Here is a 12675-nt window from a genome sequence, read left to right on the forward strand (position 1 = left end):
CACCACGCAGCATTATTTAATCCAGAACACATCATTGTAGGATGAGGAAATTCTTTAGCTAAAATATATCCTTCAATAGCCTTCTTATATGCTTCATCATATTTCTTTTCATCTCTAAACTTCCTTGCTTCAGAATATTTTAGTAATGACATCTGAACATAACTTTCATTATATTTATTACTGCATATATTTATATCACCTAAATCATCATTATAAATGGAACTTAAATGTTTTAAACCTGGAAAATTAAATTTCTAACATACTCTGGAATAACAGAAAAATCAAAAAAGTATTCTTTTTTAGCAAATAATAAGAATTTTATCTTTTCAAATCTTGTAAGTTCTTTTAGTATTGTTGTTGTTGTTGAAATAATAATATTTGCATATTTAAGAGCAATATTATGTTTTTTTCCATTTAGCTTTTAATAATTCAATATATAAATTTAAATGACTTTTTTTATCTAAAATTCCCATAACATAATTAAGGATAGGAAGAGAATATTTACCGTATTCAACAATACTAATAATTTTTTTTAAAGAAATTGCTTCCATTTTAATCACCTTGTATAACTATCTTAATATGATTGTTTCATAAAAATTCAAAATAAGTTAAAATTAAAAACCAAGGAAAAATCCAAAATGAAAAAACATGAAAAAATTTTTTGAATTTATTAATATAAGAGAAATACAAAAAATATTACATAAATGTAAAAGAAAACGAATTAATTAAAAATTAAAAAATTGCAGTTTCTAAAGCATTGATAAATAGCGGATTTTTATTTTGGTTTTGTTTAACAAAACCATAAAATTTCATTGATAAAATGAAAATTGTGGAGGTGAAAAAGTGAAAAAAATCATATTATTAATATTAATAATGTTTTTGTTTTCTATAATTATTTTCAGTGATGAAAATAATGAAGATATTTATTCTACCGATTCAACCAATCCTCAAATTCAAACTGAAGTTTCTGAATAAAAAACAGCTCTATGCTCAATTGTTTCATTAATATTATAACATATGATACTTTTGTAATACAATGTGGTTTTATAAACTAAAATCAAAATTTTTCAGCCGGCTGATTTTTCTTTAGTGCTAAAAATTATGGGTAAATTTTTATAGGTAAATTAGAAAGGGGAAGATGAATGGTATGGATTGAAAAAATCGAAGAAAAGAAAAAAACTGAATTTTGGTGCCCTTGCAAAGGACCTATATGTTTATTGGATTGCTGGTGGTTATGTACTTGTAATGGTCCAGGAGGATGTTATGAAGCATGTACAATAGTTCAATAACTAAATGTTTTAAAGAATAAGAAATAAAATCCTAGGAATATGAAAAAAGATAGTTATTTTATAAAATTTAAAATTATCATAAAATGGATTAATAATACTAATTTCAGAAATAAAAAACTTTGGGAGGTGAATGTATGCAATGGATCGAAAAAAATAATGATTATATGCTTGAATTTGAATTTTCTTGTGCAATTTTAAGACTTATATGCCCGTGTTTTGGAGAAAGTTGTTTGTTTAAATGTAATTGTCAAGGAGATAATTCATGTCATGAACGAAGGTAGAGAATGAAATAAATTATTTATCGGTATCTTGGTATGGTGGAGAACCGCTATTAGATTTAAAAACAATAAAAGAATTATCAAAAGAATTTATAAAACTTTGTGAAAATAATAGTATAAAATATAATGCATCAATAGTCACAAACGGATATTTGTTAAATGCAAAAATAGCAAAGGAATTAAAAAAATTAAAGGTAAAAACAGTTCAAATAACAATAGATGGGCCAAAAGAAATTCATGATAAAAGAAGACCTTTGATCAATGGAAAAGGTAGTTTTGATACAATAATAAACAATGTAAAAGAAGTAAAAGATTATTTTGAACATATAAGTATAAGGATAAACATAGATAAAACAAATGAAGATAAAATAATTGAATTATTAAAATATCTAAAAAATGAAAGGTTAACAGAAGGAAATTGCAGTCCGTATCTTGCATTTGTAGATGTATCAACAGAAGTATGTAGAGATATAGAAATAAACTGTATTGATATAAAAAATCGTTCAAAATACATGGAAGAAAAAGTAAAAGAAGCATATGAAGAAGGTATAAATATTATAAAATATCCAACTCCAATGTATTCACAATGTGGGGCAGTAAAACCAAATAGTTTTGTAATAGATCCAGAAGGATACATGTATAAATGTTGGCATGAAGTAGGAATAAAAACATTAGCAATAGGAAATATAAAAGGAAATGAAAAAAATAAAAATTTTGATAGATATTTAAAATGGAATACATTTAATCCTTTAAATTATGAAGAATGTAAAAATTGTAAGTTTTTACCATTATGTATGGGTGGTTGTCCTGATAAGACATTGTTTAAATATAGAGGAATAAATGAAGAAAGCTGTACAATGTACAAATATAATCTTGAAGAGATGCTAAAAATGCATCTAAAAGCAAAATTGAAAAAAGGTTTTTTACCAATACCAGTAAAATAAGGAGGGATTTCTATGTCATGGATAGAAAAACCAAAAAATCCAGAAGAAAAGATTTGTTGGTTCAAATGGTTAGAAGGCTTCTTTGATTGGTTTAGACACACTTTTCATATTTTTGAATGTAATTGTGAAGGTGAAGGTGTTTGTTTAGAAGTAAAGGAGTGAAATAATGAAGTGGATTGAAAAAATGAAGAATATTCAGAGGAATTCTGGTGTCCTTGTAAAGGACCTGATTGTTTAATACACTGGTGTAATTTATGTATAATTTTATGTGATTGTAAAGGCGAAAATTTTTGTAAAAGGAATTTTAATTAAACTGGTGAAATTATGAAAATAATAAAAAAGTTTTTGTATTTTCTTGCAAGAGACATATTAATATGGAAAAGCTATAAAACACAGGCAGTGTTGGGAATACTGAGTGGATTTCTGGATTATTACAATTTGGATTCATGGGCAGGTTTATAGCTCAAGGTAATTACTTCCCCATGATTGAACAGTATGGCGGAAACATACTTGCATATTTCATATCTGGAAGTGTATTCATGAGTTATACCACTCTCTCCCTGACAACATTTAAGAATGTAATAAGACAGGAGCAGGTAATGGGAACAATAGAATATCTGCTTCTGTCTGAAACGCCATTATGGGAAGTGTTTATATACACCATATTTTCAAAATTGGTATTTACAATATTAAACACAGGAATAGTCTTTATATTTTTAATATATACATTTGACGTGGAAATAAAAATGAATATAATAGCTTCAATAATACTATTAATAATAACAATGATAAGTCTAAGCGGAATAGGACTATTAAGTGCTGGATTCATTGTAATAACCAAAAAGGGAGATCCAGTAAGCTGGATATATTCATTTCTAACAGGAATGTTTTCAGGAATATATTATCCTGTAGAAATACTTCCAAAATGGTTAAGAGGAATATCCTATATATTACCAACAACATATGCAATGGATGGATTAAGAAAAACACTCATAAAAGGATATAGTTTATATCAAATAAAAGAAGATATAATAATATTAATAATAATGACAATAATAATATTACCAATAGGAATATACTGGTTTAAAAATAGTTTTGATAAAGCCAGGAAATATGGCACAATATCGCAATATTAGGAAGTGAAAAAATGGAAACAATAATAGAAATAAAAAATCTGACAAAAATATACAAAAATAGAATAAAAGCATTAAAAAACATAAATCTTACAATAAACAGAGGAGAAAAAATAACAATATTTGGACCTAACGGAGCAGGAAAAACAACATTAATAAAAACAATAGGAATGTTTATAATACCCGATGAAGGAGAAATAAAAATAAAGGGATATGACATAAAAAAAGAAGTAAAACAAATAAAAAAATTAATATCGATAGCAACATCAAATGAAAGGTCATTTTACTACAGATTGAGTTTAGAAGAAAATCTAAACTTCTTTGGAATGTTAAATAACCTAACAGGAAAAGAATTAAAAAAGAAAGTGGAAAAAGGATTAAAAGAGATGGGACTATACGAAAACAGAAAGATTAAATATATGGAAGCATCAACAGGAATGAAGAGGAGATTAAATTTAGCAAGAGCATTAATAAAAGAAGCGGAAATATATTTATTGGATGAACCGACAAATGGAGTGGATATAGAAACAAAGATAAAGATATATGAAATAATGGAAGAATTATCCAAAAATGGAAAAACGATAATATTGGCGAGTCATGATGTTAGTGAAATAGAAAAAACGGATAGAATAGTGGTATTAAAAAAAGGAGAAATAATAACAGACAGAAAAACAGGAGAATTACTGGAAAAAACAACAAGAAAGAATGAAGAGCGGTTACTGGAATTAATAAAATAAGGCGAATGCCTATGCTTCACTAATATTCTTCGCATCTAAAATAGATTTTAAGTATCTCTCAATGAAAGGAGTTGAATATGGGTAAAATAAAAATTATTTTTAAATTTGTATCTTCAAGATTTGGAAAGAAAATAAAACGAAATGTGCTTTTTATAATGTTAATTTCAATTATAGTGAATATTCTCACTATAATATTGCCATTACTTCAAAAGAATATAATAGATGCAATTATTAAAAATAATATTGAAAACGGATTAATTCTTGTTTTTCTTGTATCAGGATTAACCATTTCTATAATATATATAATAGAATCATTATTGTTAGAAAATCTATTCCTGAGTTTGACAGCAAATTCAAGATTTTTGAAAAATCGAAACGGTAGAATGCGGGTTTGCGACGATGAAAAGGGTGAAAATTGGGGTTGAAAAATTTTTGTAGTGACACAAATATTTTTAACAATAGCGTTATATTCTTGATTTCATAATATTTTTGTGGTATAATAAGTAATGGTATTATGAAATCAAGAGGTGATTTTTGTGTTTTTGAGAGTAGTTAAAAATAACAAAGGTGTTGAATATTTAAGAATTGTTGAAAGTTATAGGGAAAATGGTAAGATAAAGCAAAGAACTGTTGCAAACTTAGGAAGGATTGACTCTTTTAGTGAAAATGAAGCGAAAAATATAGTAAATAAACTCATACAAATATTTGATTTAAAAAATTATATTGATACGGAAGATATAAAAAAAGCACCAGATAAAAGAAATTACGGAGCCAAAGTAATAGTAAATAAGATATTTGAAAGATATGAGATGAAAAGATATTTTGAAAGACTGGATAAAGAAATAAAATACAATGCAGAAGAGATGCTAAAAATAATGGTGATGAATAGAATAGTAGAACCGAAAAGTAAATTGGGAATATTTAATAATTTAGAGTATTTTGGATATAACAAAGTGGAAGTTAAAAAAGAAAAAGACCTGGAAGAAAAAGATGTAATGCTGCACTGGTTATACAGAACATTGGATATATTGGCAGATAATAAAGAGTCGATAGAAAAACATATGTATAATCAAAGGATAAGTTTGTTTAATACAACGGTAGATTTAGTATTTTACGATGTAACGACATTAGCGTTTGAAACACAACAAACAAATGAAATATTACAAATGGGATATTCAAAAGATAAGAAATTTAATGAATCACAAATAGTATTAGGGATGTCAATAGATCAGGATAGAATGCCAGTTAGTTTTGATATATATGCAGGAAATACATTTGAAGGGCATACATTTAAAGATTCAATAGAAAAAATGAAAAAAGAATATCAATTAGGAAAAGTAATAGTAGTAGCAGATAGAGGAATGATGAGTAAAAAAAATATAGAAGTAGTAGAAAATTCTAATTATGAATTCATAGTAGGAAAATCAATAAAACAAATAAAAAAAGTAAATATATTTGAAGGAGAATTCATAGAACTAGCAAAAGGAATAAAATATAGAGAAGTAGAATATGAAAATAAAAGATTACTCATAATATATTCAGAAGAAAGAGCCAAAAAAGACAGAGCAGATAGACTACGATTAATAGAAAAAGCGAAAAAAATGTTAGAAGAAGGAAATATAGATTCAAAAAGTAAAAGAGGAGCGAAAAAATATTTAAAAGAACAGAATAAACAAAATTATATACTGGACATAGAAAAAATAGAAAATGATGAAAAATACGATGGATACTATGGAATAATAACAAACACAAAACTATCTCCAAAAGAAATATTAGAACAATATCATACATTATGGAAAGTAGAAGAAACATTTAGAACATTAAAAAATTATCTTGAAACAAGACCGGTATTTCATTGGACACCAAAAAGAATAAAAGGACATATTGTAATGAGTTTCATATCTTACATAATTCAAAGAACACTAGAATTAGAACTGGAAAAAAATAATGTTGAATACTCTCATGAAAAAATAAGAGAAGCTATTAAAAATATGGAATACATTGAATTTAAAACACAAAAGCAACATCTTGTAGCGAGAATGAATTTAAATAAATTAGGACAAAGAATATTAAATACATTAAATATTCCTGTACCAAAAATAATTTCACCCTATACAGAATTCAAAGAAAAATATAAAATTTAGGGGTGTAATGACACTTTTGTATTTAATAAAAAATTAACAATAACTGTTTTTTAGAATAATACAGCTTTTCCAAATTTTATTGAAATAAATACTGTCAAACTCAGGAAAAGAATATAATAGATGCAATTATTAAAAATAATATTGAAAACGGATTAATTCTTGTTTTTCTTGTATCAGGATTAACCATTTCTATAATATATATAATAGAATCATTATTGTTAGAAAATCTATTTAGAAGTTTAAAGGGCCGAATACAATATGAACTATTGTCTTCCATAACGAGACAGGATAATAAAATTATTGATCAAAGAGGACCCGGGCATATATGACAGGCCTTTTTGGGAATTCTGAACAAATATCAATGTTGTTAAAAAAGAATTACTTTTCCATGATTATAGGTGTTATGGTAAGTTTAGTTGCGTTAATAATCTCGGCAAAATGGACATTGATTTTTCCGGCATTAATTATAGTTTCTTATATATTAATATTTACTATAATAAAGATAACAAATAAAATACATATAAATAACTTTACAAAAGCACGGGAACTGGTATTTGAAACAAATCCAAAAGTGTTAGAGTTTATTGAAAACAAAAGAAGTATAAGTGGATATGGTAATATATTAAAACTTGAAAATATGGTATATGAACTATTTAAAAAAAGAGATAATTACTTTAAAAAAGCATCATACGCATCTATATTTGGTAATTCAGCGATAACCGCCATAAAAAATATAGTATTGACGTTATTTTTTATATTTGCAATGTTTCAAATACAGAAAGAGAAGTTGGAATTATCAGCATTTATTGCAATATTATCCTACTTTCCTATTGTATTTAAACCTATAGATTCAATTCAGGAAATATATTCTAATATAAATAAATTCGAAATGTTTTATAAGCGAATAGAAGATAATCTTTTAAAAAAGCCAAAATTATATTTACCTGAAAATAATACAATAAAAATAAACAATTGTTCATTTTCATATTCCAATGCGGAGATAATAGAAAACCTTAATCTGGAAATAAATAAAAAAATAGGTCTTGTGGGTTTATCTGGAGAAGGAAAAAGTACAATATTAAAAATGATTTTTGGAGAAATATCTCCTCTTAAAGGATATGTGGAATTAGGAAATATTGATGTAAGAAAAATACATAAACCTTTTATTTATTCCAGTATAAAGTATTATTCACAGGAAATGGAAATATTTGATGAAGATTTGAATTTTAATGTGACTCTTGGAAAAATTGGATTACCTGAGAATGAATACATGGAAAAGTTGAAAAATTACAAAAATCAATTATTTAAATTTATGGAAGAAATAAAAAAAATGAAAGAGCCTTTGAATATTAAAACACTAAACAATGAATATATAGAAATGATATATGAAATATATAATATTAATGACTGTTATACAGAAAAGGAGAAAATCCTGTATGAAATAACAGAAAAAATTAGAAACAATAAAATTAATATATCATTTATAGCTGAAGTACTATTTTCACGGAATTACTACATACGGGAAAAATATGAAAATATAATATCGGAATTGGAACTTGAAAAATTGGAAAATAGAAAGTTAGGTCAAAGAGGTAAAAAAATATCTGGTGGAGAAAAGAATAGAGTGTGTATGGCAAGATTTTTATTGCCAGAACATAATGGACCATTTATAATAGATGAACCATTTACAAGTCTTGATGCAATATCAGAAGAAAAAAATCTCAAAATATTGAAAAAATATATTGAAAATAAAAATGGCATAATAATATCGCATAAAATAAATGTCATAAAAGAATTGGCAGATGAAATAATAGTTATTGATAAAGGAAAAATAATAGAAAAAGGGAAACACGATGAATTAGTCAAAAATCAAAAATTATACAGTAAAATCTACAGGAACTTTGTGAAAATGAAAAATGTATAAGCTCATATTAAAAATAAATGAGGCAAAAGCCTCATTTTATTATTGATATGATATAATTGAATCAGGAGGTGGAATCGATGAAAAAATTGCCAATAGGGGTACAGGATTATAAAAAGATAATAGAAGGAAATTATGTATATGTAGATAAAACAAAATATATATATGACCTGATAAGTTCAGAAGTACCAATATTTTTATCTCGCCCAAGAAGATTTGGAAAGAGTTTAACAGTATCAACATTATATTATATATTCAAAGGAGAAAAAGAATTATTTAAGGATACATATATATATGATAGATGGGAATTTAAAGAATATCCAATAATAAAACTGGATATGTCTGATAATAATCTGAACTCATATGAAGAATTTATTAAATCATTATATGATAAAATTAATGAATTATATAAAGAACAGGAAATAGAACCAACAACAGATGATTTACCAACGATGTTTGGAAACTTAATAACTGGATTAAGCAAAAAACATAAAAAAAGAGTGGTAATATTAATAGACGAATATGAAGCACCAATATTAGAACATCTAAACAACAAAAAAGAAGCAGAAAAAGTAAGAAGATTTCTAAGGGAGTTTTATAAAAAAATAAAAACAAAAGATGAATACATAAAGTTCGTATTCATAACCGGAATAACGAAATTCACAAAAACAGGAGTATTCTCTGCATTAAATAATTTAAACGATATATCATTAAACAAAAAATACTCACAGATGTTAGGATATACACAGGAAGAATTAGAATTTTATTTCAAAGACCATATAAAAGAAACATCAGAAGAAATGGGAATAAGTGAAGAAGAATTATTAAAAGGATTAAAAGAGTATTATAATGGATTTTCATTTGATGGAGAACATTATGTATATAATCCATTTTCAATATTAAAATTTTTTGAAGAAAAGAAATTTCAAAATTACTGGTTTGAAAGTGGATCTCCATCATTCTTATACGAATACATAAAAAACAGAAAGATAACCTATGAGGATTTAGTAAAGGAAACAGTAAGTGCAATGGATTTCTCAACAAGAGAAATAGAAGATGCAAATGCAAATATATTCTTCACACAGGCAGGATATTTAACCTTTAAAGGAATAAAAAAATTGGGATTAAAAGAAAAATATATACTCGACTATCCAAACATAGAAGTAAAAAGCAGTTTCTCAAGATTAATATTAGAAGCAAACTATGGATTAAAAGGATTAGATGAAGCAGAAAATATAATATATGAAAAAATATATGACAATGATATAGAAGGATTAATAGAAGAAATAAAAAAAGTAATAAGTTCAATACCGTATAATCTACATGAAAAAGAAGAAAGATATTATCACTCATTAATATTTGCAATACTGGCAATAGCCGGATTAAATGTAAGAGCAGAAGAAATGACAAATATTGGGAGAAGTGATGTGGTATTAGAATTTAATGAAAGGGTATATATAATTGAAGCAAAATTAGATAAAAGTGCAGAAGAGGCGATAAAACAGATAAAAGAGAAGAAATACTATGAAAAATACAGAGGAAAAGAGATATATCTCATAGGAATAAACATAAGTTCAGAAAAAAGAAATATTGAGGATTATATTATTGAAAAAGACACTTCGCTACGTGAAGGATTTTAGGAATAATTATTATATAAAAAATAGAAAAAATAATTTTGCTTGGTAGCCTGTAAAATTTTGTGTAAATCCTCTTCTTGGATGGTAATAAAATAATAAAAAATTGATTGTTATTTTTTGATTTTTTCATATGAATAATCGACTGCATTCTAATAAGCTTTAATAGTTATTTTTAGTAATTTTTGATGGTGGTTTTTGGAATAAAAACCCTTTTGCAATTTCTACTGCAAGATTTAACATTATTAATTTTTATATTTTTTAGTATTATTTGTTATTGTATTTTAGCTATATTAACTGTTGTATATGTATTTTGTAATTCTGTTTTTGAAAAAGATGGATAGTTCGTTTAGGACTTTACTCCAGTCTCTATATCGAGCTGTCCATCTTTTTGTTGCGTTTATTGTTGCTAAATATAGTATTTTCATTAATGCATCGTCATTTGGGAATGAGGTTTTGTTCTTAGTTGCTTTTCTATATTGTCTATTCAATGATTCTATTACATTGGTTGTATACATTATTTTTCTTACTGGTTCTCCATAATCAAAATATGGCGATATTGTTTCCCAGTGTTTTTCCCAACTTTCTAATGCTAATCTGTATTTTGACCATCTATTATCTTTTAAATCCTGTAAATTAGCAAAAGCTACATCTTTATTTGGTGCTTTATATACTTTTTTTAAGTCATTTACAAATTCTTTCCTATCTTTGTAATTAACGTATTTTAATGTATTTCTTATTTGATGTATTATACATCTTTGCACTACTGTATCTGGGAATGCTGCTTTTATTGCTTGAGGAAATCCTGTTAATCCATCTACTGAAGCTATTAATATATCTTTTACCCCTCTATTTTTTAAATCATTTAATACCCTTAACCAGAATTTTGCTGATTCTATCTCACCTATGTATATTCCAAGCACTTCTTTAAATCCATCTATATTTACACCTATTACAACATATGCCGTCTTTTTTATTATTTCTCCATCTTCTTTTACTTTAAATACTATTCCATCCATGAATACGAATGTATATATTTCTTCTAATGGTCTGCTTTGCCATTCTCGTATTTCTGGTAATATTTTATTTGTTATTTTACTTATCATCTCTGCTGATGGTTCTACACCATATATATCATCTATATTTTTAGCTATATCTTTTGTACTTAATCCTAATCCGTACATCCCTATTATTCTGCTTTCTATATCTGATATATCTCTTTTATATTTCGGTATTAATCTTGGTTCATATTCCCCTTTCCTATCCCTTGGTATTTTTAATTCCATTTCTCCCATACTTGTTTTTACTGTTTTTGAACTATATCCGTTTCTGGAATTATCTGTCATCTTGTTTTCTTTATCGTATTTCTCATATCCTAACTCTTCTTCTAATTCCGCTTCCAATATTTCCTGTATTATTGGTCCCATCAATTCTTTTAATTTTTCATGCACATCTTTCATTGTTTTTACTTCTGGATCCCTTGCTATTAACTTTGCTAATTTTTCTATGTTACTTTCTTCTCTCTTTTTTCTCTTTGCCATTTTAAAAACCCCCTTCTTGGTTTTATTTTACCATACCAAGAAGAGGGTATTTTTTCCATTTACATAAAATTATTTAAGGTCTCTTTTGCTTTGCAAAAAGAGACCTTAAATAATTTTTATGGCCTCTAAAATTTTTCAATAATAGAATCAAGAAAAGCTCTTTCATTATCTTCAAAAGAATAATAGCCTAAAGCAACCATTTTTTGAGTAATGTTATACTTCAAAGCAAAAGATTTCAAATTACCATCAACTTTTGGAATAATAGCCCATTTTATATCATACCTAACAGCATTCCTTAAAAACACATCGAAAATATTTTTTTTCATTATCAGATAAATTAAAATAATTAACAATAAATTCTTTTTTGTTTTTCATATTCTTTAATAACTTCAAAATTAAATTTTTTCTAGCAATATAAAATAAACTGGCTTTGGCAGGAAGTATATCTTCAGTGAAATGAAAATTATTATAAAGATTATTTATCAGATTTTCTTCATGAAAATCTGATAACATCAAGTTAAAAAAATACATCTTCTCATAATCCCTTGAAAAGTATTTAATGATTTTATCTTTATTTCCTTCAAAAATCAATCTTAAAACATGACTTTTTGTAAAATGTGGTTTTTCTATTAATGCTGTATATGTTGCAAAAAACAATTTTGGTATCTTTCTTTCATTTTCTTTTTTAATTTGATTATATTATCCTTAAAGATTTTATTTATATGCATTTTATATAATTCATTTTTTATTTCATACGGATTGGTTTTGAAAAACTTCCGTACTCGACTATATCTATGATATTTTTAAGAAACATTTTATTAATCTTCATATATTATCACCAACCAAAATGTTACATAATTTACTAAAATTTAAAATCGAAATTCTCGCTATTTTTTAAAAAGTGAAATAAAAAGAATTATTATATAAAATATACTACTAAAACACATTATATAATTCACAAAATAATGTTACATAAACCTTATAACAGAAATGTAATTTTATTGCAAAATTAAAATCCTGATAAATAGAGACTTATTAACATTGTAGTAATAGT

General features: G+C 25.6%; 13 protein-coding genes. 9 read left to right on the plus strand and 4 right to left on the minus strand.

Annotated elements, in window-relative coordinates:
- Positions 1–398 precede the first annotated feature (398 nt).
- The gene (locus tag DJ007_RS14395) at positions 399–551 is read right to left on the minus strand and encodes a hypothetical protein (RefSeq protein WP_165973912.1); all 153 of its coding nucleotides are present in this window, start codon (positions 549–551) and stop codon (positions 399–401) included.
- Positions 552–843: 292 nt separating this feature from the next.
- On the opposite strand from DJ007_RS14395, the gene DJ007_RS18485 reads away from it, so the two are divergent.
- The 9 genes from DJ007_RS18485 to DJ007_RS00035 all read left to right on the plus strand — a co-directional run bounded on the left by DJ007_RS18485 (position 844) and on the right by DJ007_RS00035 (position 10086).
- The gene (locus tag DJ007_RS18485; protein ID WP_276318581.1) at positions 844–975 is read left to right on the plus strand and encodes a hypothetical protein; all 132 of its coding nucleotides are present in this window, start codon (positions 844–846) and stop codon (positions 973–975) included.
- A gap of 603 nt (positions 976–1578) precedes the next feature.
- Complete coding sequence (locus DJ007_RS00005) at positions 1579–2511, plus strand: radical SAM/SPASM domain-containing protein (RefSeq protein WP_276318612.1); 933 nt, start codon at positions 1579–1581, stop codon at positions 2509–2511.
- Between the two features lie 12 nt (positions 2512–2523).
- Positions 2524–2673 carry a hypothetical protein gene (locus tag DJ007_RS14400; protein WP_165973913.1) on the plus strand — a complete coding sequence of 50 codons (150 nt, stop codon included), beginning with the start codon at positions 2524–2526 and terminating at the stop codon, positions 2671–2673.
- A gap of 320 nt (positions 2674–2993) precedes the next feature.
- A complete protein-coding gene (locus DJ007_RS00010) occupies positions 2994–3647 on the plus strand; it encodes an ABC transporter permease (RefSeq protein ID WP_240739110.1) in 654 nt (217 codons plus the stop codon).
- Between the two features lie 11 nt (positions 3648–3658).
- Complete coding sequence (locus tag DJ007_RS00015) at positions 3659–4381, plus strand: ABC transporter ATP-binding protein (RefSeq protein WP_129407796.1); 723 nt, start codon at positions 3659–3661, stop codon at positions 4379–4381.
- Between the two features lie 77 nt (positions 4382–4458).
- The gene (locus DJ007_RS00020; protein ID WP_129407797.1) at positions 4459–4806 is read left to right on the plus strand and encodes a hypothetical protein; all 348 of its coding nucleotides are present in this window, start codon (positions 4459–4461) and stop codon (positions 4804–4806) included.
- A 111-nt stretch (positions 4807–4917) separates the two neighbouring features.
- Positions 4918–6525: an IS1634 family transposase gene (locus tag DJ007_RS00025; protein ID WP_129407798.1), complete on the plus strand. Its 1608-nt coding sequence runs from the start codon at positions 4918–4920 to the stop codon at positions 6523–6525.
- Between the two features lie 361 nt (positions 6526–6886).
- Positions 6887–8449, plus strand: a complete 1563-nt coding sequence (locus DJ007_RS00030) for an ATP-binding cassette domain-containing protein (RefSeq protein WP_206075967.1) — start codon at positions 6887–6889, stop codon at positions 8447–8449.
- Between the two features lie 77 nt (positions 8450–8526).
- Positions 8527–10086, plus strand: a complete 1560-nt coding sequence (locus tag DJ007_RS00035) for an ATP-binding protein (RefSeq protein ID WP_129407800.1) — start codon at positions 8527–8529, stop codon at positions 10084–10086.
- A 287-nt stretch (positions 10087–10373) separates the two neighbouring features.
- On the opposite strand, the gene DJ007_RS00040 is transcribed toward DJ007_RS00035, so the two are convergent.
- The 3 genes from DJ007_RS00040 to DJ007_RS16530 form a co-directional block, all read right to left on the minus strand.
- Positions 10374–11621 carry an IS256 family transposase gene (locus DJ007_RS00040; RefSeq protein ID WP_129407801.1) on the minus strand — a complete coding sequence of 416 codons (1248 nt, stop codon included), beginning with the start codon at positions 11619–11621 and terminating at the stop codon, positions 10374–10376.
- Positions 11622–11746: 125 nt separating this feature from the next.
- Entirely contained in the window at positions 11747–11926 is a 180-nt protein-coding gene (locus DJ007_RS16525) for a hypothetical protein (protein ID WP_240739111.1), read from the minus strand.
- Complete coding sequence (locus DJ007_RS16530; protein ID WP_240739112.1) at positions 11904–12278, minus strand: hypothetical protein; 375 nt, start codon at positions 12276–12278, stop codon at positions 11904–11906. Before DJ007_RS16530 ends, DJ007_RS16525 begins: the two co-directional genes overlap by 23 nt.
- Positions 12279–12675: the final 397 nt, after the last annotated feature.

It is taken from the genome of Marinitoga lauensis (genome assembly GCF_004135675.1).
Lineage (GTDB): Bacteria > Thermotogota > Thermotogae > Petrotogales > Petrotogaceae > Marinitoga > Marinitoga lauensis.

Bases quoted from the DNA above. Each gene is read 5' to 3' on its own strand.
- DJ007_RS14395 (WP_165973912.1), bottom strand. From the start codon at position 551: ATGGAAGCAATTTCTTTAAAAAAAATTATTAGTATTGTTGAATACGGT.
- DJ007_RS14400 (WP_165973913.1), top strand. From the start codon at position 2,524: ATGTCATGGATAGAAAAACCAAAAAATCCAGAAGAAAAGATTTGTTGG.
- DJ007_RS00010 (WP_240739110.1), top strand. From the start codon at position 2,994: ATGATTGAACAGTATGGCGGAAACATACTTGCATATTTCATATCTGGA.
- DJ007_RS00015 (WP_129407796.1), top strand. From the start codon at position 3,659: ATGGAAACAATAATAGAAATAAAAAATCTGACAAAAATATACAAAAAT.
- DJ007_RS00020 (WP_129407797.1), top strand. From the start codon at position 4,459: ATGGGTAAAATAAAAATTATTTTTAAATTTGTATCTTCAAGATTTGGA.
- DJ007_RS00030 (WP_206075967.1), top strand. From the start codon at position 6,887: ATGTTGTTAAAAAAGAATTACTTTTCCATGATTATAGGTGTTATGGTA.
- DJ007_RS00035 (WP_129407800.1), top strand. From the start codon at position 8,527: ATGAAAAAATTGCCAATAGGGGTACAGGATTATAAAAAGATAATAGAA.
- DJ007_RS00040 (WP_129407801.1), bottom strand. From the start codon at position 11,621: ATGGCAAAGAGAAAAAAGAGAGAAGAAAGTAACATAGAAAAATTAGCA.